This window comes from Streptomyces sp. NPDC003327 (assembly GCF_053589515.1).
In genome coordinates this window covers 1-26,439 of record NZ_JBSFSA010000008.1, presented here as the reverse complement: position 1 = coordinate 26,439, position 26,439 = coordinate 1, and the positions used below count along the sequence as shown (strand labels likewise).

Sequence of the window (26,439 nt, the reverse complement as noted above, 5' to 3'; positions counted from 1 at the left end):
GGCGGCCGACGCCGGGCCCCGGAGGGACACGGGACTACTGTGGGGCCGTACGTGGACTCGTACGTGGACCGAACACCCTCACCACCTCGGGAGTCAGTCATGTCAGACCGCTTCGACGTCGTCGTACTCGGAGCTGGCCCCGGCGGCTACGTCGCCGCCATCCGCGCCGCCCAGCTGGGCAAGCGGGTCGCGGTCGTCGAGGAGAAGTACTGGGGCGGTGTCTGCCTGAACGTCGGCTGCATCCCCACCAAGGCGCTGCTGCGCAACGCCGAGCTCGCCCACATCTTCAACCACGAGGCCAAGACCTTCGGCATCAAGGTCGACGGCACGGTCACCTTCGACTACGGCGACGCCTACCGTCGCAGCCGCACGGTCGCGGACGGCCGCGTCAAGGGCGTCCACTTCCTCATGAAGAAGAACGGGATCACCGAGTTCGACGGCCGGGGCACCTTCCTCGACGCGAACACCCTCCAGGTGGCGAAGTCGGACGGCACGACGCAGACGATCACCTTCGACAACTGCATCATCGCCACCGGCGCCTCCCCGCGCCTGCTCCCCGGCACCTCCCTGAGCGACCGCGTCGTCTCGTACGAGCAGCAGATCCTCGCCGAGGACGCCCCGAAGTCGATCGTCATCGCGGGCGCCGGCGCGATCGGCATCGAGTTCGCGTACGTGCTGAACAACTACGGCACCAAGGTCACCATCGTCGAGTTCCTCGACCGGATGGCCCCGCTGGAGGACGAGGAGGTCTCGAAGGAGCTCGCCAAGCAGTACCGCAAGCTCGGCATCGACGTCCTCACCTCGACCCGCGTCGAGGCCATCGACGAGTCCGGCCCGCAGGTCCGCGTCACCGTCACCGGCAAGGACGGCGCGAGCAAGGTCCTGGAGGCCGACAAGGTCCTGCAGGCCATCGGCTTCGCCCCGAACGTCTCGGGCTACGGCCTGGAGAACACCGGCGTCGCCCTCACCGATCGCGGCGCCATCGAGGTCGACGGCCGCGCCCGCACCTCGGTCCCGCACATCTACGCCATCGGCGACGTCACCGCGAAGCTCATGCTCGCGCACACCGCCGAGGCCATGGGCGTCATCGCCGCCGAGACCATCGCGGACGCCGAGACCATGGAGCTCGACTACGCGATGATCCCGCGCGCCACCTACTGCCAGCCGCAGATCGCCAGCTTCGGCTACACGGAGGCGCAGGCCCGCGAGAAGGGGTACGACGTCAAGGTCGCCAAGTTCCCGTTCATGGCGAACGGCAAGGCGCACGGCCTCGGCGACTCCACCGGCTTCGTGAAGATCGTCGCCGACGCGAAGTACGGCGAGATCGTCGGCGCCCACCTGATCGGCCCGGACGTCACCGAGCTGCTGCCCGAGCTGACCCTGGCCCAGCAGTGGGACCTCACGGTCCACGAGGTCGCGCGGAACGTCCACGCGCACCCGACCCTCGGCGAGGCCGTCAAGGAAGCGATCCACGGCATCGCCGGACACATGATCAATTTCTGAGGGGCCTCCCGGGCCCCGACAGGTCCGGGTGATAGGCACTGGAAGGTGCCGAGCGACATCTCCCCGGGTGGCGAACCGTCCCGACCGATCAGGTCGTGGGTGCGTTCGTCACCCGGTACGCATCTCTGGCTCGCCGTCATCGCGGTCACGAGCCTCGCCCTCGCGCTGGCACCGGCCGGCCTGGACTCCTACCTCCTCCACCGCAACAGCAGCAATCTCCACCAGCTCGCCCACCATCCCGTCCGTGCCCTGCTGGGCAGCGCCTTCTGGATCGAGGACCCGGCGGACCTGCTGCTCTACGCGGCGCTCTTCGAGCTCCTTCACGCGCCCGTGGAGCGCTGGCTCGGCACCCTGCGGTGGCTCTTCACCGTCGCCGTCGCGCACATCGCGGCGACCCTCGTCAGCCAGCAGGTGGTCCTCCTGGCGATCCGCGACCACGACGTGCCGCGCAGCATGACCCACGTCGTCGACATCGGGGTCAGCTACGGGCTCGCCGCCTCCGCCGGCGTCCTCACCTACCGGATCGCGCGGCCGTGGCGGTGGCTCTACCTCGCCGGGGCGGTGGCCCTCTTCCTCGTACCGCTGCTCGCCGACCGTACGTACACGGACCTCGGGCACGCGATCTCGCTCGCGATCGGCCTGGCCTGCTTTCCGCTGACCCGGGGTGCGGGGCCGCCGGGGCTCGCGGGGCCCCCGGGGCGCGTGGGACCGCCGGTGCCTCCGGGACCTCCGGGACCTCCGGGGCCTCCGGGGCCTCCGGGACGGGAAAAACCGTTCGCTCCCGAACAGGGGCCGGGCGCAGACTAGTTGTGCGGGGGACACGGGGGATCCCCCGGTGGCGGCCGCTTCGAGCGCGCGGATCACGGTCCGCGCGGGCCGCGACCGACGAAGGCCCGCTCCCTGGGGGAGCGGGCCTTCGCACGTACAGCAGGGGTACAGCAGGGGCGTACGCCGGGGGCGTGTGCCGTCGGCGCGGGCGCCCGGGATCAGGGAGCCAGCAGGCGTTCCAGGACGAGCGCGATGCCGTCCTCCTCGTTGGAGGCGGTCACCTCGTCGGCCACCGCCCGCAGCTCCGCGTGGGCGTTGGCCATGGCCACGCCCCGCGCCGCCCAGCCGAACATCGGGATGTCGTTCGGCATGTCGCCGAAGGCGATGGTCTCCGCCGCCTTCACGCCGAGCCGGCGCGCCGCGAGCGAGAGACCGGTCGCCTTGCTGAGGCCGAGCGGGAGGATCTCCACGATCCCCGGGCCCGCCATGACGACGTCCACCAGCCCGCCGACCGTCTCGCGCGCGAGCCCGGTCAGCTCGTCGTCCGAGAGCGTCGGGTGCTGGATGTACAGCTTGGTGAGCGGCGCCGCCCAGATCTCCGTCGGGTCCTCGTACGGCACGTACGGCAGCGGCCCCTCGTGCGCCCGGTAGCCGGGGCCCATCAGGACCTCGCCCTCCAGGCCGTCTCGGCTCGCGGCGAGGGCCAGCGGGCCGACCTCCGCCTCGATCTTGGACAGGGCGAGGCCGGCGAGCTGCCGGTCCAGGGTCAGCGAGGTCAGCAGCCGGTGCTCACCGGCGTGGTAGACCTGCGCGCCCTGGCCGCACACCGCGATCCCCTCGTAGCCGAGGTCGTCGAGGATGTGCCGCGTCCAGGGCACCGCCCGGCCGGTGACCACGATGTGCGCGGCGCCCGCGGCCGTCGCGGCGGCGAGCGCGGCCCGGGTGCGGTCCGAGACGGACCCGTCGGCCCGCAGCAGCGTGCCGTCGAGGTCCGTCGCGACCAGGCGGTAGGGGAAGCGGCTCACTTGGCGATCGGCTCCAGGACCTCACGACCGCCCAGGTAGGGGCGCAGCACCTCGGGGACGCGCACCGAACCGTCGGCGAGCTGGTGGTTCTCCAGGATCGCGACGATCGTGCGCGGTACGGCGCAGAGCGTGCCGTTCAGGGTGGCCAGCGGCTGCACCGTCTTCTTGCCGCCCTGCTCGTCGCGCATGCGGACGGAGAGGCGGCGGGCCTGGAAGCTGTCGCAGTTGGAGGCCGAGGTCAGCTCGCGGTACTTGCCCTGGGTCGGGATCCAGGCCTCGCAGTCGAACTTGCGGGAGGCGGATGCGCCGAGGTCACCGGTGGCGACGTCGATGACCTGGAACGGCAGCTCCAGCGAGGTGAGCCACTGCTTCTCCCACTCCAGGAGCCGCTTGTGCTCGTTCTCCGCGTCCTCGGGCGCGACGTACGAGAACATCTCGACCTTGTCGAACTGGTGGACGCGGAAGATGCCCCGGGTGTCCTTGCCGTACGTGCCGGCCTCGCGGCGGAAGCAGGGCGAGAAGCCCGCGTACCGCAGCGGCAGCTTGTCGGCGTCGATGATCTCGTCCATGTGGTACGCGGCGAGGGGGACCTCGGAGGTGCCGACGAGGTAGTAGTCGTCCTTCTCCAGGTGGTACACGTTCTCGGCGGCCTGGCCGAGGAAGCCGGTGCCCTCCATGGCGCGCGGGCGGACCAGCGCGGGGGTCAGCATGGGGATGAAGCCGGCCTCGGTGGCCTGGGCGATCGCCGCGTTGACGAGCGCCAGCTCCAGGAGGGCGCCGACGCCGGTCAGGTAGTAGAAGCGCGAGCCGGAGACCTTGGCGCCCCGCTCGACGTCGATGGCGCCGAGCGCCTCGCCCAGCTCCAGGTGGTCCCTGGGCTCGAAGCCCTCGGCCGCGAAGTCGCGGATGGTGCCGTGCGTCTCGAGGACGACGAAGTCCTCCTCGCCACCGACGGGAACGTCCTCGTGGACGAGGTTGCCGAGCTGGAGGAGGAGCCGCTTGGCGGTCTCGTCGGCCTCGTTCTGCTCGGCCTCGGCGGCCTTGACGTCGGTCTTGAGCTGCTCGGCCTTCTGCAGGAGCGTGGCGCGCTCCTCCGGGGAGGCCTTGGGGATCAGCTTGCCGAGCGCCTTCTGCTCGGATCGGAGCTCGTCGAAGCGGACGCCGGACGACCTGCGCCGCTCATCGGCGGAGAGCAGGGCGTCGACGAGCTCGACGTCCTCTCCACGGGCGCGCTGGGAGGCGCGAACACGGTCGGGGTCCTCACGGAGCAGGCGAAGGTCAATCACCCCACCAGGCTACCGGGCGTGCTCCGCCGACCTCGCCGGATAAGGTCGAGCGTGTTGTTTTGCCCGAATTGAGATCCTTGGGAATGCCGGGATCGGGGGCCCTCCATTCAGTTATCCACAGGCTGTGCGGATGTTCTGTGGATTACGAGGAAGGTTACGGGGATTTCGCTCGCCACTCCTGGGAATTCCGTGATCAAACACCATGGACCCACTCATTCAGGTGGGAATTGCTCGCTCCAACGAGTGGGTCCTGCGGGGATCGCTGACGTGGTGGGCGGCCGGCCGCTGTGGACGGGCGCGAAGCGGTGGTGAGGTGGTCAGGGCGATTTGTCGACCTTGTCGGGGTGCGGTGTCGACTTGTCCCCAGGGCGGACCCGGAGGCTGTGGATAACCTCTGTGGGTAACCGAAAAGTATGCAGGTAGGACTATTGATGCGTACCTGTGGACGACCGGGCCCGGCGGCCGGAGCGGTCGGTCAGTATGGCGTCAGGCCCGACCGTCCTGGGCCCTCGCCAGCCAATCGGAGGCCGCCGTGAACTCCTCGTCCGACGTCCCGCGCCGCAGCGGCCGCACGTCCTTCGCCGCGACGCCCGCCCTCGGGTACGACCCGAGGAACCGCACCTTGGGGCAGATCCGCTTCAGCCCCATCAGCGCCTCGCCCACCCGGCGGTCCGAGATATGGCCCTCCGCGTCGACCGCGAAGCAGTAGTTGCCGATCCCCGCGCCCGTGGGCCGGGACTGGATCAGCATCAGGTTCACCCCGCGCACCGCGAATTCCTGGAGCAGTTCGAGGAGGGCACCCGGATGATCGTCACCCAGCCACAGCACCACCGAGGTCTTGTCCGCTCCCGTCGGCGCCGCCGGCCGGGCCGGACGGCCCACGAGCACGAAACGCGTCTCGGCGTTCTCCGCGTCGTGGATCTCGGTGACCAGCGCTTCCAGGCCGTACGTCGCCGCAGCGAACTCGCCCGCGAAGGCAGCGTCGAAGCGGCCCTCCTGGACCAGCCGGGCGCCGTCCGCGTTGGAGGCGGCGGACTCCCACAGCGCGTCGGGGAGGTGGGCCCGCAGCCAGTTCCGCACCTGCGGCTGGGCCACCGGGTGACCGGTGACCGTCTTGATGTCCGACAGCTTGGTCCCGGGCCGGACGAGCAGCGCGAAGGCGATCGGCAGCAGCACCTCGCGGTAGATCATCAGCGGCTCGCCGGAGGCCAGCTCGTCCAGGGTCGCGGTCACGCCGCCCTCGACCGAGTTCTCGATCGGTACGAGCGCGGCGGCGGCCTCCCCGTTCCGGACGGCGTCGAGCGCGGCCGGGACGGAGACCATCGGGACGAGCTCGCGCGTCGCCGCCTCGGGCAGCGTCCGCAGCGCGGCCTCCGTGAAGGTGCCTTCGGGACCGAGATACGTATACCGGGTGGCGGACATACCGTCACCCTAATGGGCCCGGCCCCCCGCTCACCCCTCCAGCAGCCGCTGTCCCACGTACTCGCCCTCGGCGGGGCCGCCGGGTACGGCGAAGAGACCGCTCGCCTCGTGCCGGATGAACGCGGAGAGAGCGTCGCCCCGGTCGAGCTTGCGCTGCACCGGCACGAAGCCCCTGAGCGGGTCGGCCTGCCAGCAGACGAAGAGGAGACCGGCGTCCGGGGTGCCGTCCTGGCCGATCCCGTCGTGGAAGGAGAAGGGCCTGCGGAGCATCGCCGCCCCGCCGTTCTGTTCGGGGGCGGAGATCCGGGCGTGGGCGTTGTCGGGGATGACGAGCTCACCGTCCGGGCCGAGCTTGTTCAGGTCGAGCTCGGTCGTCTCCGTCCCGCCGGTCAGCGGGGCCCCGTCGGACTTCCGTCGCCCGATGACCTTCTCCTGCGTGTCCAGGGAGAGCTTCTCCCAGTTGTCGAGCAGCATGCGGATGCGGCGCACCACCGCGTAGGAGCCGCCGGCCATCCACTCCTGGCCGTCCCCGCCGGGGCCTCCGGCGGGGACGAAGATCCGGCGGTCGAAGTCGGGATCGGTGGGCTTCGGGTTGCCCGTGCCGTCGATCTGCCCCATCAGATTGCGCGCGGTCATCGGCTTCGCCGTCGCCCCGGCCGAGCGGTTGAAGCCGTTCATCTGCCAGCGGACCCGGGCGGCGTCCCCGGCGTCCTTCTGCACCGCCCGCAGCGCGTGGAAGGCGACGAGGGCGTCGTCGGCGCCGATCTGCACCCAGAGGTCGCCGTCCGAGCGGCGCGGGTCGAGCGCGTCGGAGGAGAAGGGAGGCAGCGGTTCGAGCCGCTCGGGCCGCCGGGAGACGAGGCCGGTGCGGTCGAAGAAGGTACGGCCGAAGCCGAAGGTCACCGTGAGAGAGGAGGGACCCGCGTCGAGTGCGACACCGGTGTCGTCCACCGGGGCCTCACCCGCCATGAGCGCCTTCGCCGTGGCGGACCAGCGGCGCAGCAGGGCGGCGGCCTCCTTGCGTCCCGCGCCGGGGGCGAGGTCGAAGGCGATCAGATGGCCGCGTGACTGGGAGGGGGTGGTGATGCCCGCCTGATGTTTCCCGTGAAACATCACCCGGGTCGCACCGACGCTGGTCAGGGTCGGGGAGCCGCCGGTGCCCGAGCCGTTCCCGGCGTCGTCGCCCGACAGTGCCGCGGAGATCCCGGCGCCGCCGGCCGCGCCGACGACCAGGCCGGCCGCACCGGCAGCGCCGACGGTGCCGAGCAGACGGCGGCGGGAGATCTCGGGGGTGTCGCTCTCGGTCTCGGTCACGAGGTCAGCCGATCTTCACGTTCTTGTCGATGGTGGTCTGGTCGATGTCGGAGGTCCGCACGGTCACCTGGATCTTCCACTCGCCCGGCATCGGGATCTGGACGCCGCTCGCGCTCCAGTGTCCGGTCTGGATCCGGTCGGGGGAGACGGGCAGCGGGCCGATGTCCTTGGCCTCCAGGGTCAGGGCGACCTTGATCTCCGGGACGTCGAGGGGCTTGCCGTTGGGCCGCTCGACGTAGAGGTGGAGCGCGTTGGCGCCGGTGCGGCCTGGGTCGAGGCTGAGCCGTACGACGCCCTTGCCGTCGACGCCGCCGGTGTCGAAGGGCAGCCGGATGTCGACGGGCCGGTCGGGCACGGCGGCGGGTCCCGCGGCGGTGCCGGTCCGACCGGCCTCCTCCACGGTGCGGCCGGGCTCGGTGGAGGTGAGGACGGTGGTCACGGCGAGGAGGACGACGGCGACGGCGGCCTCGGTCAGCACCGAGCGGCGCAGTCCCGTCCGTTCGGGATCGGCGTCCCGCTCCCGCTTGCGGCGGGCGGTGGCGACGGCGGCCCGCTGCCGGGCGAGCTGGGCCGCCCGCCGGGCGTCCACCTCGGGGGCGTCCACCTCGGGGGTGCCGCCCTCCGCGTGGGGCTCGGGCTCGGGCTCGCCCTCCTCGGTGGGCTCGGGCTCGCGCTCAGCCTCGGGTTCGCCTGTGAGCCCGGCCTCGGGACCATCCGTGGGCTCGACCTCGGCGTCGGGGCCGGCGTCGGGCTCGGGCTCGGCCTCGGTCGGGGCCGACGCGGTCAGGCGCTGGGTCCAGCGGCGGGAGATCCAGGCGATGCCCACCAGGACGGCCATGAGGCCCACCTTGACCAGGAGGAGCTGGCCGTACCGGGTGCCGGTGAGGGCGGACCAGGAGCCGACCTGGCGCCAGGCCTGGTAGAGCCCGGTGGCGACGAGGACGGCGACGGAGCCGAACGCCAGCTTCGAGAACCGTTCGACGGCCGCGCGGTCCACGGACGGGGCCGGGGCACGGTACAGCGAGACGAGCAGGACGGTCAGTCCGCCGAGCCAGGCGGCGACGGCGAGGAGGTGCAGGATGTCGACCGGCATCGCGATGCCGGGCTGGAGACCGGTGGAGGCGTGCTCGGCCAGCGCCCAGGTGCCGGCGATGCCGGCGGCGACGACGGTGCCGCCCAGGCCCAGACCGAAGGCGAGGTCCTTCTTCTCCTTCGGGTCGGTCCGGCGGGCGTACGCGCCGAAGAGGACGGCCACGAACAGCGCGGCCGCGCCGAGGAGCAGCAGACGGGAGGTGAGCGCGGCGCCCGTCTTCGTCTCCAGGACGGCCTTGAGACCGGCCAGGTCGAAGACGTCGGCGAGTCGGCCGGAACCGGTGTACGGGTTGCGCAGCAGCAGCAGGGCCAGGGTGGCGCAGGTGAGCGTCAGCCAGGCGCGGGATACGGTCTGCTGCACCGCCCGGACCCGGGCGCCGCGCGGCCAGCAGACCAGGACGAAGGCGCAGCCGCCGGCGAGGACGGCGAAGGCGGCGTACGAGACGTAGCGCGCGATGCCGTAGAGGACGCCGACGGTCCCCCCGCCGGCCGACTGCTCCGGCAGGGCGACGGCGGTCTGCGAGGGCGCGCCGACGGAGAAGGTGAAGGCCCCGGCGATGGGGTGGCTGTCGGCGGAGACGGTCTGCCAGGCCACGGTGTAGGTGCCGTCGGGCAGTCCGGCGCGCAGGCCCACGCCGTACCGGACGATCGCGCCGCTGCACAGGTCGCGGATCTCGCCGGTGTCGACGCGGCGCCCCGCCGGGTCGAGGACCCGGATGGAGTCGGCGCTCATGGCGACCTGCTCGGAGAAGGTGAGGTTGACCTCCTTGGGGGCGGTGGCGACCACCGCCCCGTCCTTGGGGTCGCTCCCGGTGAGCGCCGCGTGCGCGGAGGCGGGGACGGCGCCGGCGAGGAGCGTGCCGAGGAGCGCGGCCGCGACGAGCAGCAGCCGGGCGAGTGCGGCACCGAGGCGCGGGGCGGTGGTTGTCATCTCTGGGTCACTCCGTCAACGGACTCAGTGCTGCCGAGGGTTGTGGGTGGCGGCTTCGACGGGGAGCTCGACCTCGATGGGGTCGGACTTCTCGAAGTGCAGCGCGATGCGGACCTTGTCGCCCTGCTTCGGCTTCTGCTTGATGTCCATGAACATGATGTGGCTGCCGCCGCGTTCGAGGTTCAGCTCGCCGTGGGCGGGGATGTCGAAGGACGTCACCTGCCGCATCTTCTGGTTCTTGGTCTCGTGGATCTGCACGTCGTCCGAGAGCGGGCTGGTGACGGAGGTGAGCTTGTCCGCCGTGTCGCTGTTGTTCGTGATGGTGAGGAACCCGCCCGCCATGTCCCTCACGGGCTGCGGCATGAACGCGCCGCTGACCTTCAGCGCCGGCCCGTCGCCGTCGCCGTCCCCGCCGTCCGAGGAGCAGCCGGTCAGCGTGAGCGCGGTGGCGAGGGCCACCGCGGCGGCCAGGGTGGTGGTGCGGCGGGTCACGGGTTCTCCCCCTTGATGAGCTTCGGCAGGTCCTTGGCGTAGTCGTCGACGGTCGCGCCCTCGCCGTACAGGACGTAGCCCTGGTCGGTGGTGGGGGAGAACGCGATCACCTGGGCCCCGTGCATGGAGACGACCTTGCCGCCCTTCTCCTTCTTCGGCGGGTCGATGCCGATGCCGAGCTGGCGGGCGCCGGCCTGGATCGTCGCGAAGTCGCCGGTGAGACCGGTGAAGGAGGGGTCGCCCGCGGCGGGCAGCCACTTGGCCAGCTCGGCGGAGGTGTCCCGCTCGGGGTCGGTGGTGACGAAGACGACCTGGAGCTTGTCCTGGTCGGCCTTGGGGAGCTGCTTCTTGGCGACGGCGATGTTGCTCATCGTCAGCGGGCACACGTCGGGGCAGTGCGTGTAGCCGAAGTAGATCAGCGTCGGCTTGCCCTTGGTGCGCTCGCGGAGGTCGTACGCCTCGCCCTTGGTGTCGGTGAGGACGAGGTCGGGCTTGGTGAACGGCCGGTCGAGGACCGTGGCCGCCTTGGTCGGGTCGGTGCCGCCGGAGACCTCGGCGACGGCGCCGGAGGACGGCTTCGTGCCGTCCTCGCCGCCGAGGCCGACGGCCGCCGTGATGCCGACGGCGGCGACGATCGCGACGGCCGCGACGATCAGCGGGGTGCGTCGGCCGGGCCGGCCGGTTCCGTTACCGGTTCGGTTGCCGGTTCCGTTGCCGTCGGCCGACGAAGGGGACGTCTTCATTTCGGACATGGTGGTTCTTTCCGAGTTCTTCGGGAGGGGGTGGGGCCGTCAGGCCGAGCGGCGACGGCCGGCGAGCACGCCGAAGGCGACACCGGCGACGCCGACGACGATGCCGACGACGCCGAGGACCCGGGCCGTGGTGTCGGTGGAGGAGGCGGACGAGGCGTCGGCGGACGCCGTCTCGCCGTGGCCGCCCGTGGCGTCGTCGTGCCCGTCCTCCGCCTCCGTGGTGGCGGTGGCGGTCGGCGCGGCGGTGGCGGAGCCGCCACCGTGGTGGTCGTCGGACGCGGCGGAGAGCTTGAGGACGGGGGCCGGGTTCTGCGGCTCCTCCGCGCCCTCCTTCTGCTCCTCGATCCAGCGCACGACCTCCTTGTTGTCGTACGTCTGGATCGCCTTGAGGACGAGCTGGTCGGCGTCCTCGGGCAGCTGGCCGAGCGAGAGCGGGAACTGCTGGAACTGACCGGGACCGATCTTCGAGCCGTCGGCGGTCCAGGTCACCTTGGAGACGGCCTCGTTGATCTCCTTGCCGTGCAGCTTCAGCGGCTTGTCGAGCTTGGTCTTCGTCACCTCGGCCTTCCAGCCGGGCACGGGCTGCGGCATGACGGAGGCCAGCGGGTGGTCGAGCGGGAAGTTGACCTCGACCTTCACGGTGGAGGCGCTGTCGCGCTCGTTCGGGACCTTGACGTTGACGGTCGCGTAGCCGCCCTTGGCGGCCTCGCCCTGCGGCTGCACGCTGACGTGCGCGAACGCCGGACCGGAGAGGAGGACCACCGAGGAGGCGGCGACCCCCGCGGCGAGGGCGACGCGCGTGGCGACACGGGAGGCGGCGGCACGGGAAGTGGCGATACGGGAAACGGTCATGGCAGAAGACACTCCAGCTCGGAGAGGTGACGAGGGGGTCCGGCGCGCCGCACCGCCGGACGGAGTCCGGCCGGGCACGCGCACGGGCGCGGCCCCGCTCCCGGTGAGCGGACCGCGTCAGGCTGCGAGGACGCAGTCGGCGGCGGGCGGACCGCGCCGGATCACCACGTGCTGGAGGGCCTCGGCCACCGGAGGCGGCGAGGAGTCGAAGGCCGTACGCGCGCGGGTGCCCGGCCCCGTGCCCGGCGCCGTCGCCAGTCCGGCGAGCAACGCCCGTACGAGACGGAGCGCGCCCCGCAACGACCGGACGGTGGCGCACTCGGCCAGCTCCGCCGCGCCCTGCTCGGAGAGCCGGACGAGACGGACCAGGGCGCGGTCGCCGCGCCGCAGCAGCCAGCCGGTGACGAGGGCCGCGAGCAGGTGACCCAGGATCATGGGCAGGCTCGGCAGCAGCTCTCCGACCGGGGCGCCCGCGGCGCCGCCCGTCCCGGCCGCGACCGCCGAGTGCCCCGCGTGGGACGCGGCGACCGCGTCGGCCGGGTCGAGTCCGGCGTCCGTGACGATCCTGGCGGCGTCGGCCGGGCTGAGGGCCGCGCCGCCCGCCCCGCAGACGAGCCGGGCGGCGAACCGTACGAGCGCCTCGTCGGCCTGCTCGCCCAGGGCGAGGTGCCGCTGGCCGAAGCCGAAGAGGACGTGCAGGCCGAGCTGTCCGCCCGCGAGGGCGCCCACGACGAAACCGAGGGAGCGGTCGCGGTCGGTGAAGAGGAGGACGGTCCCGAAGACGCCGAGGAAACCGGCGGCGAGGGTCCACAGGGCGATGCCCGCACAGGCGGCGAGCGCGTGTCCGAGCCCGGACAGCACGACGCAGACCGCGGCGAACACCGCGGCCCTCAGCAGCCGTGGAGCGAGCGCGGGGGCAGACATGGCGGGCCCATCATCGCACCACGCGCCCCACCCCCGAGCGGCAGGTCCGGAAGGTCGCTTCTCGGCGGGCTTGCTCCTCTTCGAACCGAGATCCACTGCGCACGCCCCCGCGTGTGCCCCCGCGCGCACTCCCCCGCGTACACCTGCGCATACACCGCGCCCCTCGAAGGTCGCATCCGCCGAACGAGCGCTCTTGACCGGTTCCCGCGCTTACGGAGCGCGTCCCCCGGCAATACGTATCGGTATGTCGAGCCGCTGCCGGGAGGCTGGAGCATGAGCATCTGGTGGTCACTCCATCTGCGGCGCGAGGCCGCGAGCGTGCCCCTCGCCCGACGGCTGTTCCTGGGCACGATGGAGACGGCGGGTGTCGATCCCGACGTGTCGTTCGAACTGTCGGTCGCGCTGACCGAGGCCTGTGCGAACGCCGTCGAGCACGGCGGGCGGCCGGGCGCGGACGGCCGGGCCGCGGCCTCGGAGGCCTACCGCGTGACGGCCTATCTGGACGGCGAGACCTGTCGCATCGAGGTCGCCGACTCGGGCCCGGGGTTCGCCGCCCCCGCCGCCCGGGCGAGCGCGCCCCCCGCCGTGACCGTGGTGAGCACCGCCGAGAGCGGGCGCGGGCTGCGCCTCATCGAGGAGCTCGCCGACCACGTGCAGTTCGGCAACCGATCGGTCCGCGGCGGCGCCGTCGTCAGCTTCGACAAGCTCCTGAAGTGGAAGGACAGCCCCTCGCTGCTGCTGGCCTGAGCGAGCCGGGAGCCCGGGCCCGCATGCCGACGGGAGCCCGGGCCCGCATGCCGAGGGGCCCCACCGGTCACCCGGCGGGGCCCCTCGTACGTACGCGGTGACAGGAGCGGAGGTCAGCCCTTCAGGCCGGCCATCCACGCCTCGACCTCGTCGGACCGGCGCGGCAGCTGGTCGGAGAGGTTCCGGTTGCCGTCCTCCGTGACGAGGATGTCGTCCTCGATCCGGACGCCGATGCCCCGGTACTCCTCCGGCACGGTCAGGTCGTCGGCCTGGAAGTAGAGGCCGGGCTCGACGGTCAGGCACATGCCCGGCGCGAGCGTGGTGTCGACGTACGCCTCGGTGCGCGCGGCGGCGCAGTCGTGGACGTCCATGCCGAGCATGTGGCCGGTGCCGTGCAGGGTCCAGCGGCGCTGGAGCCCCAGCTCGAGGACGCGCTCGACCGGGCCCTCGACGAGGCCCCACTCGACCAGCTTCTCGGCGAGGACGCGCTGGGCGGCGTCGTGGAAGTCGCGGTAGGCGGCGCCGGGCTTCACCGCGGCGATGCCGGCCTCCTGCGCCTCGTACACGGCGTCGTAGATCTTGCGCTGGATGTCGGTGTACCGGCCGTTGATCGGCAGGGTGCGGGTGACGTCGGCGGTGTAGAGCTCGGTGGTCTCGACGCCGGCGTCGAGGAGGAGCAGGTCGCCGGAGCGGACGGCACCGTCGTTGCGGACCCAGTGGAGGGTGCAGGCGTGCGGGCCGGCGGCGGCGATGGTGCCGTAGCCGACGTCGTTGCCCTCGACGCGGGCGCGCAGGAAGAAGGTGCCCTCGATGTAGCGCTCGCTGGTGGCCTCGGCCTTGTCGAGGACCTTGACGACGTCCTCGAAGCCCCGCGCGGTGGCGGCGCAGGCCTTCTCCAGCTCGGCGACCTCGAAGTGGTCCTTGATCAGGCGGGCCTCGGAGAGGAAGACACGCAGTTCCTCGTCGCGCTCGGCGGTGACCTTGTCGGTCAGCGCGGCCTCGATGCCGCGGTCGTGGCCGCGGACGACGCGGACCGGGCCGGTGGCCTCCTTGAGCGCGGCGGCGAGCTCGCGCACGTCCTTGGCAGGGATGCCGAGGAGCTGCTCGGCCTCGGTGAGGGAGTGGCGGCGGCCGACCCACAGCTCGCCCTGGCCGTCGAGCCAGAACTCGCCGTTCTCGCGGTCGGAGCGGGGCAGCAGGTAGATCGTGGCGTCGTGCCCGTCGGCCGTGGGCTCCAGGACGAGGACGCCGTCCTGCGTCTGGTCGCCGGTGAGGTACGCGTACTCGGTGGAGGCGCGGAAGGCGTACTCGGTGTCGTTCGACCGGGTCTTGAGGTTGCCGGCGGGGACGACCAGGCGCTCGCCCGGGAAGCGGGCGGAGAGCGCGGCGCGGCGGGCGGCGGTCCGGTCGGCCTGCGCGATGGGCGCGAGGTCGTGCAGCTCGGTGTCGGCCCAGCCCGACTTCATGCTCTCGGCGAGCTCGTCGGAGACGCCGGGGTACAGACCGTTCTTGCGCTGCTTGATCGGCTGCTCTTCGGTGGTCTCTTCGGTCTCTTCCGGGGTCTCCGGGGTGAGCTCCTCGGCCACGGGTCTGCCTCCTCTTGGTACGACACTGAACCCCCACCATCGTACGGTCGTACGGAAGGGGGCCCAGGCCGAGAAGGCCCATTACCGGCGGGTTACCGGGGTCCGGGCGCCCGGGGCGTGGCGCGTCTCACGAAAACGGAGCCTTGGATTCCGGCATCGGGGGCCGCGGCCCGGTGCCGGGGACGAAGCGGCCCTTCGGCGGTGAGGGCGGCCCCGGCGCCGAACGGCTCGGCGGTGAAGGCGCCCCGCTCACTCGAAGCGGGCCGCGAGCAGCACCACGTCCTCACCGTCGTCCGGCCCCGCGTCGAGGCCCTCGGGCAGCAGCGTCCGCAGCACGTGGTCGGCGACGGCGCCCGGGTCCGCCCGGTCCGCCTTCGGTACGCCGGCGGCCGCGGCGTGCAGCCGGGCGAAGGCGCGGTCGGTCGCGTCGCCGGTGCGGCGCAGCAGCCCGTCCGTGTACAGCAGCACCGTTTCTCCCGGTGCGGGGGCGAGCTCCACGCTGGGCGCCTCCCAGCAGGAGAGCATCCCGAGCGGGGCGGAGAGCGTGGTCTCCACGAACTCGGTCCTGCGCTCGCCGACGACCAGCGGCGGCGCGTGCCCGGCCCCGGCCAGGACCAGCCTGCGCCGGTCCGGCTCGACGTACGCGAAGAGCGCGGTCGCGGAGCGGGCGGGCTCGGTGACCCGCAGCAGCAGCTCCAGGTCGGAGAGGACGGCGACCGGGTCCTCGCCCTCCATCACCGCGTACGCCCGCAGCGAGGCGCGCAGCCGCCCCATGGCGGCCAGCGCGCCGGGCCCGGAGCCGGTGACGGAGCCGACCGCGAGGCCGAGGGCCCCCTCGGGCAGCGGCAGCGCGTCGTACCAGTCGCCGCCGCCCCGCGGTCCGGTGCGGTGGCGGGCGGCGAGCTGGACGCCGGGGACGCGCGGGAGGCGGCTGGGCAGCAGCTCCTCGGCGACGGTGGTGACCTGGACGCGGGCGCGCTCGACCTGGAGGAGGCGGGCGAGGTGCTCGGTGGCGAAGCGGCCGTAGAGGCCGATGAGGTGCCGCTGGCGCTCGTTCGGCTCGGCCGGCTCGTCGTAGAGCCAGACGGTGGCGCCGATGCGGCCCGCCTCCTCGGTGGCGAGGGGGAGGGCGTAGCTGGCGGCGTAGCCGAGCCGCGCGGCGACCTCGCGGTGGCGCGGGTCGAGGCCCTCCTCCGTGCGGACGTCCCGGATGGCGATCGGGTCGGGTACGCGTGCGGGGCCGGGGCCGGGGCCTCCCGGGGCGGTGCCCGGCCCGGGACCAGGACCGGAACCGGGCCCCGAGCGGCGGACGTCGTCGGGGCGGTCGTCGGGAAGGTCGCGGGAAACGCCACCGGAAAGGTCACTGGAAAGGCCAGGGGTGAGTCCGCCGGGGAGGCCGTCGAGGAGGCGCCCGTAACTGGTGACGCTCCGCGGGACGGTCTCGATCGTGCCGAGGTCGGCGTGGGCGAGGCCGAGCCCGATGGTGCTGGTGGGGCCGAGGCCGTCGGCGGGCTCCAGGACGGCCATCCCGCGGCGTGCCCCGACGAGTGCGGCGCCCGCGGTGAGGGTCTCCCGGAGGGCCTCGTCGAGGGAGGAGGTCCTGATCAGGCGCTCGGTGAGTTCGTGGAGCGTGGTGAGGTCGGAGACCCAGCCGGCCAGCCGGTCCTGGATCAGTGCGCCGGGCGCGGTGGGGGCGTCGGCGGGTGTCGCCGCCGCGGGAACGCCGGGGAGGGGCGCCGTAGTGTGCGGGGAAGCGGGAACCGTGGAATCGATTCCGGCCACTTTCGGCATGTGTGGGGCGCTCATCCCGGTCGGCTTTCCGACCGGTGCGTTTGACGCCATAGCATCGCAAACCCCCATGTGATTTAGCGCCGCTCGATGTCTCCACATGTACACGCACCCGAGAGGCGATGTCCAGCATTGTCCCCATGGGACTTGTGGTGTCCGGCGCGTTTCCGCGGGCTTGTGCAGAAGGGTTGAAGTGGGCGGTAAGTTGGCCGAAAATTGCCCCCGGAGTGCACCTTTTGCGGTCGACTGGCGTCGTTTGAAAGCGCGTCATTCCGAACGTGTTGGGTACGTAATCGGTGACAGGCAGGGGCAGTTGGACGTGCCCCGGAGCGTGACGCGGAACCCCGGTGACCTTTTCCGCCGCAGGCCGCAGCCCGTCCCCGCGTGGCGGGGAACGTGTTCCGAACCGGCTTCGACCTGGCTCCACTCTGATACCGGCCCCGCTGCGACGGCGGGCCAAAAGCACCGTTGATCTTGTACGCGCTGATACGCACGGTGAAGTGATCCGCACGTGGTGTGATGTGGATTCGGCGTTCAACGGAAAGGAACGAGCGCTCATGCGCGAGATCCTCGGAATCCTCGGCAGGCGACGCGGGCTCCGGTTCCGGCGCAGGACGAGGACGGCCCGGCTCGACGCGGCGGTCACCTTCGCTGTCGAGTGGGGCTGGCCCGTCCTGCCCAGCGTCGGGCTGGGCGCGGCGCCCCGCACGGCGGCCGGCGCGGCGACCCGCACGGGGTCCCGCCCGGCCGCGGGCCCGGTCTGCGCCTGCCCCGACCCCGCATGCGTGGTGCCGGGCGCCCACCCCTACGACCCCGGATTGCTCGCGGCCACCACCGACGAGCGCATGATCCGCTGGTGGTGGACCCGGCGCCCGGACGCGCCGGTGGTCCTCGCGACCGGGGACCGCGCGCCCTGCGCCGTGAGCCTGCCCGCCGTGGCCGGCGCGCGGGCGCTGACCGCGCTCGACGCGATGGGCATCCGGCTCGGCCCCGTGGTGGCGACACCGACCCGGTGGTCGATCCTCGTCGCCCCGTACGGCCTCGAACGGCTCGGCGAGCTGCTGTACGCGAAGGACAGCGTGCCCAGCTCGCTGCGGTTCCACGGCGAGGGCGGCTATCTGCTGCTGCCGCCCTCGGTCGCCGGCACCGGCCAGGTGCGCTGGGAACGGGCCCCGCTCACGGGCTCGGCGCGGCCGTGGCTGCCCGACGTCGAGGCGGTCGTCGACGCGCTGGTCGAGGCGAGCACGAGCACCCCGGGCGGCGGCAGCCGACTCGCGTACTAGGGGGCCGGCCCGGGCGCGGGGGGCGGGGCGGCGGGCGTTCATCCGAACGGGTGCGTGCGGGGCCGACTTCTCCGGGAAACGGGCGCGCGGCCGGCCGGACGCCCGTCGGCCGCGGCTATCTTCGGCGCACCGTCCGAGATCTCCAGCGCCGTACGAAACCAGGAGCAGGTGGGCCGCATGCGTCCGGTGAACCCCCGTGTGATCGGACTCGGCGCCGCCGTCGCGGCCGCGGTCCTGATCCCGCTCGTCGCGGTCGCGGGTCCGGCGGGCCCCTCCGGGCCGGCGGACCCCTCCGGCCCGGCGCATTCGGCGAGGCCGGGGAGCCCGGTCGGCGCTTTGGCCGATTCGGGTGGGTCGGGTGGGCCGGAGCGGGGCCTGCTGGGCGGTCCGGGCCTCGACGACCCCGGGCCCCGTACCCCCTCCTCGGCCCCCTCGACCGCCCCTCCCGCTCCCCCCTCCCCGTCCCCGCCCTCCCCGTCATCCGGGACCCGGCGCACGGCGACGGAACGGGTGGAACGGGCGGAGCGGATCACGCGGTGCGGCCCCGAACTCGACTCACCGGACGGGATCGAGGCGCAGACCTGCGTCCTGGCCGAGGGCCCCGACGTCTGGGCGCGTACGTACTACCGGAACGCCACGGGACGGGAGCTCGACGCGTACCTCACCCTGCTGGCGCCCGGTGGGCGGACCGTGCAGGTGCGGTGTTCCGTGGGCGTCCAGGACGAGCCCGGCAGCTGTGACACGCCCAGGGAGCGCGCCCGTGGAACGGGCGAAGCGGAGTACTCGGCGGTGGCGGAATTCGCGGGAGCGGGCGAAGGGGGCGCCACCCCGCTGCTGCTCCGCTCCGGAAGCAACACGGCGGACAGCCAAGGAAGTTGAGCGCCGCACCGGTCGTCCGACCTGGCCGCGGACATGGAAAGGCCCGGTCGCTGGCGACGGGGGATGCACCAGCGACCGGGCTTCCAGAACGGTAACAAGAGATCTGCTGTTCGCAAATTCGATCTCGGTTATTCGGACAGGGATTTACCCGTCCGTAGACCGGGTTGTGGTGCACGTCACCGACTGGTCGGTCTGTCAGTCACCGATACCACCTGGGGTATCAGCTGAGAGTCACCTGACGGTTCGTGAGGCCGCCGCGCGCCCGGCGCTCCTCCGCCGTCAGCGGGGTGTCGACGGCGAGCGCCTCGGTCAGCCGCTCGGCGAACTCCGCGGCGGGCTTCTCGCAGTCGTCCGCCGTCATCGAGGACGGCAGGTCCCAGACCGGCACCATCAGGCCGTGGGCGCGGAACGAGCCCACGAGCCGGGTGTCCTGCCCGAGCGAGGTGGCCCCGGCGGCCTGCAGGCGGGCGAGCGCGTCGAGGAGCTTCTCCTCCGGGTACGGCATGACCCAGCGCAGGTGGTTCTTGTCCGGCGTCTCGCACCAGTACGAGGAGTCCACGCTCGTCAGCTTGACGGTCGGGATCGCGGCGGCGTTGGCCCGCTCCAGGGAGGCGGCGACCTCCGGGTCCGCGCCGTCCGCGGACTGCGGGATCCAGAACTCGAAGCCCGAGTGGACCTCGGGCGCGAACTCGGCCTCCGGGTCGAGCAGGTCCTGCAGGCGCGGGCCCTCGGCCGACACGCGATGCGCGGGCACGGGGTTGCCCGGCTCGGTCTCCAGGGCGCGCTGGAGCGTGTCGGCCAGGTCGCGCGCGAGGTCGCCGGAGGACGACTCGTTCTGCAGGCCGAGGAGGACCGAACCGTCGTCGCGGCGCAGCGCGGGCCAGGCCATGGGCAGCACGGTCGCGAGCGTCACGGACGGCACGCCGTCGGGCAGCCCGCCCTTCAGGGTGAGCGGCACGGTGGCGGCCGGCACCAGCTCGCGCAGCGCGACCCAGTCGCACTCGCCGGGCAGACCCTCGAAGGGGCGCTGGACGTGTTCGGTCACGGCGTGCGAGGCGGCCCGGCCGTGACACGCCTTGTAGCGGCGGCCCGAACCGCACGGGCACGGCTCGCGGGCGCCGACGACCGGGACCTCCCCGTTCGTGACCTGTGCCTGGCCGGTCTTGCCGGCCTTCGTCTGGGGGCGCTTCTTGGCCATGGTGTGGCTTTCTCCCGATCGCGGCGGTGCTGTGTCGGGCGCGAGCCTAGTCGCCCCGGCCGCCGTGACCCCTCATCCGCCGGTGGCGGGTCCACGGCCGAGGGGTACGCACGGCCCGGCGCGGCGGCCCCGCAGCCGTACCCCCGCGCGCTTCAGTCCACGTCCTCGTAGGCGTCCAGGAAGTCGAAGCCCGAGCTGCCGCCCGCGACGACGCGCGACGCGAAGTCCTCGCGCCGGTGGCCGCCGGTGACGCGCGCCCAGACGGTGACCTCGCCCGCCGCGCTGTCGCGCACGCCCCAGTCCTGGGACAGGGCGCTGATGATGTTGAGCCCGCGGCCTCCGCGCGCGGTGATCGAGGGCGTCGAGGGCACGGGTCTGGTCGGACCCCCGCCGTCGGTCACCTCGACGGTCAGGCCACCGGACGGTTCGAACCGCCAGGCGGCGAGGACGTCGCCGTCCCCCCGCTCCGCCCGCCCCAGCGGCCTGCCGTGCCGATAGGCGTTGCTGAGCAGTTCGGAAAGGATCAGGACCGCGTCGTCGACGACCGATTCGGACACCCCACTGCGGTACAGCTCGTCCCGCATACGGTGTCGCGCCACACCCACGCCCGCAGGGCCATGGGGTACGGCCATGCTCGACGACGTGGGCACCTCCTGTGCCACCACCAACGCCACCCCCGAGACCTCCTTTGCCCCACGCCACCGAGTGGATGCCCCGATGACCTGGACCGGAAACCGACTGTTCCGCGTGGGATGGGGCACTCGTGACGATCGCGTACGCCCCGAACGCGCCGGTGCACACCCCGTAAGCAAGGTGACGAGGGGGACGAGCGTGACGGGAGGGACGCGCGGGGCGATGGCCTCGGCGGCGGCCCGCTAGCGGCCCAGCTGGGTGAGGACCTGCCGGGGCCGGTTGGTGATGATCGCGTCGACACCCAGGCGCTCGCACAGCTCGACGTCCTCCGGCTCGTCCACCGTCCAGACGTGGACCTGGTGTCCGGCCTTCTGGAGGCGCAGGATCACGGCCGGATGGTGCCGGACGATCCGGATCGAAGGACCGGCGATGCGCGCCCCCGCAGGGAGGCGACCGTCGCGCAGGCGCGGGGTGACGAACTGCGTCAGCGAGACGGTCGGCAGGGTCGGCGACGCGGCGGCGATCCGGCCCAGGGAGCGCGCCGAGAAGCTCATGATCCGCACCGGGGACTCGGCGGGGGACGCGGGTTCCGCGAGCCCGAACCGCTTCAGGAGGTGGAGCAGCCGCTCCTCGACCTGGCCCGCCCAGCGCGTGGGGTGCTTCGTCTCGATGGCCAGCTCGACCCGGCGCCCCGCGTCCGCGACCAGTTCGAGCAGCCGCTCCAGGGTCAGCACCGAGGTGGAGCCGAGTTCCTTGCGGTCCGGGCCCTCGCCGGAGTCCTCCCACGCCCGCCAGGCCCCGAAGTCGAGCGCGGCGAGATCGGCGAGCTCGAAGGCCGAGACGGCGCCCCGGCCGTTGGAGGTACGGTCGACACGACGGTCGTGGACACAGACGAGGTGGCCGTCGGCGGTGAGCCGGACGTCGCACTCCAGGGCGTCGGCGCCGTCCTCGATGGCCTTCACATAGGCGGCCAGGGTGTGTTCCGGTACGTCCTCGGAGGCTCCGCGGTGGGCGACGACCTGGACGGGGACGCTGTTCGATTGCTGCCGTGCGTGAGTCACCGCGTCATGGTCCCATTGGCGGGGCGGCCGCACGGGGACGTGTCTGTTCCGTCCCTATATAAAGAATGGGGCGGGGATGCACAGCTCCGCCTTACGGTGGTCTGACGACCTGTGGGAAAAACTGATCGCACCCACCCTGAGCAGGTCACCACCCTTCAGTCAACGAACGTCAACGAACGTCAACGAACGCCAACGAGCGGCGAACGAGGAGAGCGAGCTGTGAGCACCGAGAACGAGGGCGCGGAGGTTCCGGCGGACCCGACTGTCCCGTCCGGCCCGTCCGCCCCGTCCGCCCCACCCTCCCCCGCGACGCCCCCCGCCGCCGCCCCCGCCGCGCCCCCGGTACCGCCCTCGGCCCCGGCCCCGGCGCCGACCGAGCCCGCGGCCCCCGCCCAGCCCGCGGCCCACGCTTCCCAGCCCCCGACCCCCGCTCCCGCGCCCGCCCCGGCCGCCGCGGGTGGCTGGCCGCCGCCCCCGCCGACCGTCCCGGCCTGGGGGCAGCCGCACCCGCCCGCCGCCCCTGCGGCGCCCCGCAGAAGAGCGGGCGGCATGGTCGCGGCCGTCCTCGTCGCCGCGCTCGTCGCGGGTGGCGTCGGCGGAGGGATCGGCTACTGGGCCGCCGAGCGCGGTGACGTCGGCACCACGTCCACGACCGTCTCCTCGGGCGAGGCCCCCGCCTCCTTCAAGCGCGACCCCGGCACGGTCGCGGCGGTCGCCGCGAAGGCGCTGCCGAGCGTGGTCACCATCAGCGCGGAGTCCAGCAGCCCCCAGGGCGAGGGCGGCACGGGCACCGGGTTCGTCTACGACCAGGAAGGCCACATCGTCACCAACAACCACGTGGTGGCCTCCGCGGCCGACGGCGGCGCGCTCTCCGTGACCTTCTCCGACGGCAAGACGTACGACGCGGAGGTCGTCGGCCGCGCCGAGGGCTACGACGTGGCCGTGCTCAAGCTCAAGAGCGCGCCCAAGGGCCTGAAGCCGCTGCCGCTCGGCGACTCCGACAAGGTGGCCGTCGGCGACTCGACGATCGCCATCGGCGCGCCCTTCGGCCTGTCGAACACCGTGACGACCGGCATCATCAGCGCCAAGAACCGCCCGGTGGCCTCCGGCGACGGAGCGGGCGGCGGCAACTCGTACATGAGCGCGCTGCAGACCGACGCCTCGATCAACCCGGGCAACTCCGGCGGCCCGCTGCTCGACGCGAGCGGCGCGGTGATCGGCATCAACTCGGCGATCCAGTCCACCGGGAACGGCTTCGGCCAGTCCCAGGCGGGCTCGATCGGGCTCGGCTTCGCGATCCCGGTCAACCAGGCGAAGAACGTCGCGCAGCAGCTGATCAAGACCGGCAAGCCGGTCTACCCGGTGATCGGCGCGACGGTCAACATGACGGATCAGACCGGGGGCGCAACGATCGCCGCGCAGGGCACGGGCGGCACCCCGTCCGTCACCCCGAACGGCCCGGCGGCGAAGGCCGGTCTGAAGGCCGGCGACGTGATCACCGGCTTCGGAGGCCACCAGATCGACAGCGGCCCGACCCTCATCAGCGAGATCTGGACCCACAAGCCCGGCGACTCGGTCTCGATCACGTACGAGCGGGACGGCAAGACCCGCACGGCCACGGTCGTCCTCGGCGAACGCACCGGAGACAACTGACCCCTCCCCAGCCGGTACGCTGGAGCCCGCTCCGTTCCAGGCGGTCCGGGGCGAGGGTGGGTTGCCCGAGCGGCCTAAGGGAACGGTCTTGAAAACCGTCGTGGCGCGAGTCACCGTGGGTTCAAATCCCACACCCACCGCGTGCGGTTTTTTCGAAGAGCCGGCGAAGCGTTGAACGTGCTGGTCGGAAGGGGCGTCCCGGAACGGGGCGCCCCTTCCGCGTGGGGCAGCGGATGCGGGATGCGGCGGGCGGTCGGATGCTGGAAGGGCTGGAAACCGCCGCAAGGAGGGCACGACATGTCGATGATGGACAAGCTCAAGGGCATGCTCAAGGGCCACGAGGACAAGGCCGGGCAGGCCGTCGACAAGGCCGGTGACGTCGTCGACGAGAAGACCCAGGGCAAGTACAGCAGGCACGTCGACACCGCTCAGGACAGGCTGAAGCGCCAGATGGGCGGGGGGACGACGGAGCAGCCGCCGCCGCCCCAGCCGCACCGCCCGCCCCAGCAGTGACCCGGCGGCGTCCGCCGCGAGGAGCGTGCGCGTGGCCCCGGACCCGAAAGGGGTTCGGGGCCACGCCCCTGCGGCCATGAGGTCCGGGACGGGCCGGCCGGCGACGAGAGCCCGAGCCGCGGCCCGGCATCGTACGGCGACGGGAGGAGTGACGGGATGGCGCGCATCCTGCTCGTGCAGGGGGACATCACCGCGGAGGCGGTGGACGCGGTGGTCAACGCCGCGAACTCCTCGCTGCTCGGCGGCGGGGGAGTCGACGGGGCCATCCACCGCAGGGGCGGCCCCGAGATCCTCGCCGCCTGCCAGGACCTGCGCCGCTCCCACTACGGCAAGGGCCTGCCGACCGGGCGGGCGGTGGCGACCACGGCGGGACGGCTGCCGGCCCGGCACGTGATCCACACGGTCGGCCCGGTCTGGTCGCGGGACGAGGACCGCTCGGAGCTGCTGGCGTCCTGCTACCGCGAAGCGCTGCGGGTGGCGGACGAGTGGGGTGACCGTACGGTCGCCTTCCCCGCGATCTCGACCGGCGTCTACGGCTGGCCGATGGACGACGGGGCGCGGATCGCGGTGGAGACCGTGCGGTCCGCCGTGACCGAGGTCGAGGAGGTGCGGTTCGTGCTCTTCGACGGGGAGGCGTACGCGGCCTTCGAGGCGGCTCTGGCGGCCGCCCCGCCGTCGGGGCGGACCGACTGAAAGTTCCTCCCCGCCCGTGAGCTGCGTCTTTCTCGGGCTGGGAGGGTTTATCTGCTTGTCCTCACGCTTGCGGGGGAAACAGCCGCTCCGGGGTGGTTCGACGGGGATTCGGTGGGCAACTCTGGTTGCGCGACGTCGAGCACGAAGACCCGGGCGGTCGGCCAACCGCCCGGGAGACGGCCCTTGTTCACAGCAGTTCCGTGCAGCACAAGCAGCAGATGACGTTCCCGGAGGAACACACATGGCAAGCATCCGTACCGCCCGCATCGCCGCCGTCGCCGCGGCCCTCCCCCTCGCCGCAACGCTCTTCGCGGGGGTGGCCCAGGCCGACAACGGCGGCTTCGCGGACGACGGATCGAACACGAGCGTCGCCTCGATCGCGGGCAGCGGCGTGGGCGGGGACAACTTCGGCAACGCGACCACCACCCAGCAGGTCGCGACCGGCACCGGTGCCTCCAACCAGAACAACACGGCGAGCGTGAACGGCTCCGCCTTCACCCACGTCGCCCAGTCGAACAACGTCCTCAACTTCCACCCGTGGTGGTGACGCCCCCACGGGAGCGACCGGCCCGACGGGGGGCGTGACCGCGGTGTGAACGACGGCCCGCGCGACGGTACTTCGGTGCCTCGCGCGGGCCTTCGCGCGTCCAGGACCCGCCGCGCACCCCTCGCGCCGGCCCTGGCGTGCGGGGCCCGGGCCGGTCCCGGGCGCGGACGGCCGGGACCGACCGGGCCGGGGCCGACCCTGAGGGCGGGCGTGGGGGCGGCTCCACCCACAGGAGGTGGAGACGCCGCCGCGCGTACAACCTGAGGGGGAGCGCGGGTCGGGACCTGGGGCCGATCCGCCCGGTGCCGGCCGCTCCTAGCGTGGAGTCATGACTCCGCCACCCTCTGGCCCCGTCTGCGCCGCCGCCTCGACGGCCGCCACCGGCCCCGCGCCGTACCCGTCGTTCTCCTCCTACGTCCGGGCGCGCGGTCCGGTGCTGCTGCGCACGGCCCGCTCCCTGACCGCGAACCCGTGCGACGCCGAGGACCTGCTCCAGACCGCCCTCGCCAAGACCTTCGTCGCCTGGGAACGGATCGAGGACCACCGCGCCCTGGACGGGTACGTCCGCCGCGCGCTGCTGAACACCCGAACGTCGCAGTGGCGCAAGCGCAAGGTCGACGAGTTCGCGTGCGAGGAGCTGCCGGAGCCCGTCGGCCTGCCCGTACCTGACCCGGCCGAGCGCGAGGTGCTGCACGACGCGATGTGGCGGGCCGTGATGAAGCTGCCCGAGCGGCAGCGGCAGATGGTCGTCCTCAGGTACTACGAGGACCTCAGTGAGGCGCAGACGGCCGAGGTGCTCGGGGTGTCGGTCGGCACGGTGAAGAGCGCGGTCTCCCGGGCGCTCGGGAAGCTGCGCGAGGACCCCGAGCTGACGCCCGTCCGCTGACCGGCGGCGGAAGGACCGGTGCCTCCGCCGGCGATCACCGGCAATTCACGTACTCCCGGGTAGTGACATACCGCTTGGTATGTGCGCAGAATCTCCACACCCCTACTGCCACGTAGCGCCCACCGGGAGGACGCCCCGTGTACAGCACCATGCAGGACGTACAGCTGACCGTGAGCCGGATTCTCAAGCACGGGATGACGATCCACGGGAAGTCCACCATCACCACCTGGACGGGGGAGGCCGAGCCGCAGCGCCGCACCTTCGCGGAGGCGGGAGCCCGCGCGCACCAGCTGGCCAACGCCCTGCGCGACGAACTCGGCGTGACCGGCGACCAGCGTGTCGCGACCCTCATGTGGAACAACGCCGAGCACGTCGAGGCGTACTTCGCGATCCCCTCCATGGGCGCCGTCCTGCACACCCTCAACCTGCGCCTTCCCCCCGAGCAGCTGGTGTGGATCGTCAACCACGCCGCCGACCGGGTCGTCCTCGTCAACGGCTCCCTGCTGCCGCTCCTCGCCCCGCTGCTCCCGCACCTGCCGACGGTGGAGCACGTCGTCGTCGCCGGGGCCGGGCGCCCTCCCCCCCGGACGGCGCGGGGGTGTTGGTATTTG

The 26,439-nt window shown here is 72.8% G+C and carries 25 protein-coding genes and 1 tRNA gene; 12 read left to right on the top strand and 14 right to left on the bottom strand.

The window, feature by feature from the left end; genetic code table 11:
• Positions 1 to 99: 99 nt before the first annotated feature.
• Together lpdA and ACWDVG_RS09745 are read left to right on the top strand one after the other, a co-directional pair.
• Positions 100 to 1,503, top strand: coding sequence for a dihydrolipoyl dehydrogenase (lpdA, locus tag ACWDVG_RS09750; protein WP_451697896.1), 1,404 nt, complete (start codon positions 100 to 102; stop codon positions 1,501 to 1,503).
• 99 nt (positions 1,504 to 1,602) lie between these two features.
• Positions 1,603 to 2,310 (top strand): rhomboid-like protein, encoded by a 708-nt coding sequence (locus ACWDVG_RS09745; RefSeq protein WP_451697894.1) that lies wholly within the window; start codon positions 1,603 to 1,605, stop codon positions 2,308 to 2,310.
• A 179-nt stretch (positions 2,311 to 2,489) separates the two neighbouring features.
• On the opposite strand, the gene ACWDVG_RS09740 is transcribed toward ACWDVG_RS09745, so the two are convergent.
• The 9 genes from ACWDVG_RS09740 to ACWDVG_RS09700 form a co-directional block, all read right to left on the bottom strand.
• Entirely contained in the window at positions 2,490 to 3,296 is an 807-nt protein-coding gene (locus tag ACWDVG_RS09740) for an HAD family hydrolase (RefSeq protein ID WP_451697892.1), read from the bottom strand.
• The gene (serS, locus tag ACWDVG_RS09735) at positions 3,293 to 4,582 is read right to left on the bottom strand and encodes a serine--tRNA ligase (protein ID WP_451697890.1); all 1,290 of its coding nucleotides are present in this window, start codon (positions 4,580 to 4,582) and stop codon (positions 3,293 to 3,295) included. Before serS ends, ACWDVG_RS09740 begins: the two co-directional genes overlap by 4 nt.
• A 486-nt stretch (positions 4,583 to 5,068) precedes the next feature.
• Positions 5,069 to 6,004, bottom strand: coding sequence for a prephenate dehydratase (pheA, locus tag ACWDVG_RS09730; RefSeq protein WP_451697888.1), 936 nt, complete (start codon positions 6,002 to 6,004; stop codon positions 5,069 to 5,071).
• A gap of 30 nt (positions 6,005 to 6,034) precedes the next feature.
• Complete coding sequence (efeB, locus tag ACWDVG_RS09725) at positions 6,035 to 7,318, bottom strand: iron uptake transporter deferrochelatase/peroxidase subunit (RefSeq protein WP_451697886.1); 1,284 nt, start codon at positions 7,316 to 7,318, stop codon at positions 6,035 to 6,037.
• 4 nt (positions 7,319 to 7,322) lie between these two features.
• Entirely contained in the window at positions 7,323 to 9,341 is a 2,019-nt protein-coding gene (locus ACWDVG_RS09720; RefSeq protein WP_451697884.1) for a copper resistance CopC/CopD family protein, read from the bottom strand.
• A gap of 24 nt (positions 9,342 to 9,365) precedes the next feature.
• The gene (locus tag ACWDVG_RS09715) at positions 9,366 to 9,833 is read right to left on the bottom strand and encodes a copper chaperone PCu(A)C (protein WP_451697882.1); all 468 of its coding nucleotides are present in this window, start codon (positions 9,831 to 9,833) and stop codon (positions 9,366 to 9,368) included.
• Positions 9,830 to 10,585 (bottom strand): SCO family protein, encoded by a 756-nt coding sequence (locus tag ACWDVG_RS09710; RefSeq protein WP_451697880.1) that lies wholly within the window; start codon positions 10,583 to 10,585, stop codon positions 9,830 to 9,832. Before ACWDVG_RS09710 ends, ACWDVG_RS09715 begins: the two co-directional genes overlap by 4 nt.
• A gap of 39 nt (positions 10,586 to 10,624) precedes the next feature.
• Complete coding sequence (locus ACWDVG_RS09705) at positions 10,625 to 11,437, bottom strand: YcnI family copper-binding membrane protein (RefSeq protein ID WP_451697878.1); 813 nt, start codon at positions 11,435 to 11,437, stop codon at positions 10,625 to 10,627.
• A gap of 117 nt (positions 11,438 to 11,554) precedes the next feature.
• Positions 11,555 to 12,361, bottom strand: a complete 807-nt coding sequence (locus tag ACWDVG_RS09700; RefSeq protein WP_451697876.1) for a hypothetical protein — start codon at positions 12,359 to 12,361, stop codon at positions 11,555 to 11,557.
• Between the two features lie 273 nt (positions 12,362 to 12,634).
• Between ACWDVG_RS09700 and ACWDVG_RS09695 the strand changes: the two genes are divergently transcribed.
• A complete protein-coding gene (locus ACWDVG_RS09695; protein ID WP_451697874.1) occupies positions 12,635 to 13,108 on the top strand; it encodes an ATP-binding protein in 474 nt (157 codons plus the stop codon).
• Positions 13,109 to 13,221: 113 nt separating this feature from the next.
• Here ACWDVG_RS09695 and ACWDVG_RS09690 read toward each other — a convergent pair whose 3' ends face one another.
• Both ACWDVG_RS09690 and ACWDVG_RS09685 read right to left on the bottom strand, forming a co-directional pair.
• Positions 13,222 to 14,694: an aminopeptidase P family protein gene (locus ACWDVG_RS09690; protein WP_451697872.1), complete on the bottom strand. Its 1,473-nt coding sequence runs from the start codon at positions 14,692 to 14,694 to the stop codon at positions 13,222 to 13,224.
• 249 nt (positions 14,695 to 14,943) lie between these two features.
• Positions 14,944 to 16,536, bottom strand: a complete 1,593-nt coding sequence (locus ACWDVG_RS09685) for a PP2C family protein-serine/threonine phosphatase (RefSeq protein WP_451697870.1) — start codon at positions 16,534 to 16,536, stop codon at positions 14,944 to 14,946.
• A 503-nt stretch (positions 16,537 to 17,039) separates the two neighbouring features.
• On the opposite strand from ACWDVG_RS09685, the gene ACWDVG_RS09680 reads away from it, so the two are divergent.
• Both ACWDVG_RS09680 and ACWDVG_RS09675 read left to right on the top strand, forming a co-directional pair.
• Positions 17,040 to 17,765, top strand: a complete 726-nt coding sequence (locus ACWDVG_RS09680) for a bifunctional DNA primase/polymerase (protein ID WP_451697868.1) — start codon at positions 17,040 to 17,042, stop codon at positions 17,763 to 17,765.
• A 510-nt stretch (positions 17,766 to 18,275) separates the two neighbouring features.
• The gene (locus ACWDVG_RS09675; RefSeq protein ID WP_451697866.1) at positions 18,276 to 18,644 is read left to right on the top strand and encodes a hypothetical protein; all 369 of its coding nucleotides are present in this window, start codon (positions 18,276 to 18,278) and stop codon (positions 18,642 to 18,644) included.
• Between the two features lie 220 nt (positions 18,645 to 18,864).
• On the opposite strand, the gene ACWDVG_RS09670 is transcribed toward ACWDVG_RS09675, so the two are convergent.
• The 3 genes from ACWDVG_RS09670 to ACWDVG_RS09660 all read right to left on the bottom strand — a co-directional run bounded on the left by ACWDVG_RS09670 (position 18,865) and on the right by ACWDVG_RS09660 (position 21,536).
• The gene (locus ACWDVG_RS09670) at positions 18,865 to 19,842 is read right to left on the bottom strand and encodes a DUF5926 family protein (protein ID WP_451697865.1); all 978 of its coding nucleotides are present in this window, start codon (positions 19,840 to 19,842) and stop codon (positions 18,865 to 18,867) included.
• A 152-nt stretch (positions 19,843 to 19,994) separates the two neighbouring features.
• A complete protein-coding gene (locus ACWDVG_RS09665; RefSeq protein ID WP_451697864.1) occupies positions 19,995 to 20,516 on the bottom strand; it encodes an ATP-binding protein in 522 nt (173 codons plus the stop codon).
• A 201-nt stretch (positions 20,517 to 20,717) separates the two neighbouring features.
• The gene (locus ACWDVG_RS09660; RefSeq protein WP_451697862.1) at positions 20,718 to 21,536 is read right to left on the bottom strand and encodes a glycerophosphodiester phosphodiesterase; all 819 of its coding nucleotides are present in this window, start codon (positions 21,534 to 21,536) and stop codon (positions 20,718 to 20,720) included.
• Positions 21,537 to 21,755: 219 nt separating this feature from the next.
• On the opposite strand from ACWDVG_RS09660, the gene ACWDVG_RS09655 reads away from it, so the two are divergent.
• From ACWDVG_RS09655 to ACWDVG_RS09625, 7 genes are all read left to right on the top strand, one after another.
• Positions 21,756 to 23,189, top strand: coding sequence for a S1C family serine protease (locus ACWDVG_RS09655; RefSeq protein WP_451697860.1), 1,434 nt, complete (start codon positions 21,756 to 21,758; stop codon positions 23,187 to 23,189).
• A gap of 55 nt (positions 23,190 to 23,244) precedes the next feature.
• A tRNA-Ser gene (locus ACWDVG_RS09650) sits at positions 23,245 to 23,329 on the top strand.
• Between the two features lie 157 nt (positions 23,330 to 23,486).
• The gene (locus tag ACWDVG_RS09645; RefSeq protein WP_451697859.1) at positions 23,487 to 23,702 is read left to right on the top strand and encodes an antitoxin; all 216 of its coding nucleotides are present in this window, start codon (positions 23,487 to 23,489) and stop codon (positions 23,700 to 23,702) included.
• A gap of 156 nt (positions 23,703 to 23,858) precedes the next feature.
• Positions 23,859 to 24,395 (top strand): O-acetyl-ADP-ribose deacetylase, encoded by a 537-nt coding sequence (locus ACWDVG_RS09640; protein ID WP_451697857.1) that lies wholly within the window; start codon positions 23,859 to 23,861, stop codon positions 24,393 to 24,395.
• 241 nt (positions 24,396 to 24,636) lie between these two features.
• Positions 24,637 to 24,942: a hypothetical protein gene (locus ACWDVG_RS09635; RefSeq protein ID WP_451697855.1), complete on the top strand. Its 306-nt coding sequence runs from the start codon at positions 24,637 to 24,639 to the stop codon at positions 24,940 to 24,942.
• Between the two features lie 328 nt (positions 24,943 to 25,270).
• Positions 25,271 to 25,828, top strand: coding sequence for a SigE family RNA polymerase sigma factor (locus ACWDVG_RS09630; RefSeq protein ID WP_451697853.1), 558 nt, complete (start codon positions 25,271 to 25,273; stop codon positions 25,826 to 25,828).
• A gap of 137 nt (positions 25,829 to 25,965) precedes the next feature.
• Positions 25,966 to 26,439, top strand: a 474-nt coding sequence (locus ACWDVG_RS09625; RefSeq protein WP_451697852.1) for an AMP-binding protein, incomplete at its 3' end; no start/stop codon positions are given.

Coding starts and splice junctions, on each gene's coding strand:
- lpdA (WP_451697896.1), top strand. CDS start 100: ATGTCAGACCGCTTCGACGTCGTCGTACTCGGAGCTGGCCCCGGCGGC.
- pheA (WP_451697888.1), bottom strand. CDS start 6,004: ATGTCCGCCACCCGGTATACGTATCTCGGTCCCGAAGGCACCTTCACG.
- ACWDVG_RS09720 (WP_451697884.1), bottom strand. CDS start 9,341: ATGACAACCACCGCCCCGCGCCTCGGTGCCGCACTCGCCCGGCTGCTG.
- ACWDVG_RS09710 (WP_451697880.1), bottom strand. CDS start 10,585: ATGTCCGAAATGAAGACGTCCCCTTCGTCGGCCGACGGCAACGGAACC.
- ACWDVG_RS09705 (WP_451697878.1), bottom strand. CDS start 11,437: ATGACCGTTTCCCGTATCGCCACTTCCCGTGCCGCCGCCTCCCGTGTC.
- ACWDVG_RS09700 (WP_451697876.1), bottom strand. CDS start 12,361: ATGTCTGCCCCCGCGCTCGCTCCACGGCTGCTGAGGGCCGCGGTGTTC.
- ACWDVG_RS09695 (WP_451697874.1), top strand. CDS start 12,635: ATGAGCATCTGGTGGTCACTCCATCTGCGGCGCGAGGCCGCGAGCGTG.
- ACWDVG_RS09685 (WP_451697870.1), bottom strand. CDS start 16,536: ATGGCGTCAAACGCACCGGTCGGAAAGCCGACCGGGATGAGCGCCCCA.
- ACWDVG_RS09680 (WP_451697868.1), top strand. CDS start 17,040: ATGCGCGAGATCCTCGGAATCCTCGGCAGGCGACGCGGGCTCCGGTTC.
- ACWDVG_RS09670 (WP_451697865.1), bottom strand. CDS start 19,842: ATGGCCAAGAAGCGCCCCCAGACGAAGGCCGGCAAGACCGGCCAGGCA.
- ACWDVG_RS09645 (WP_451697859.1), top strand. CDS start 23,487: ATGTCGATGATGGACAAGCTCAAGGGCATGCTCAAGGGCCACGAGGAC.
- ACWDVG_RS09640 (WP_451697857.1), top strand. CDS start 23,859: ATGGCGCGCATCCTGCTCGTGCAGGGGGACATCACCGCGGAGGCGGTG.
- ACWDVG_RS09635 (WP_451697855.1), top strand. CDS start 24,637: ATGGCAAGCATCCGTACCGCCCGCATCGCCGCCGTCGCCGCGGCCCTC.
- ACWDVG_RS09630 (WP_451697853.1), top strand. CDS start 25,271: ATGACTCCGCCACCCTCTGGCCCCGTCTGCGCCGCCGCCTCGACGGCC.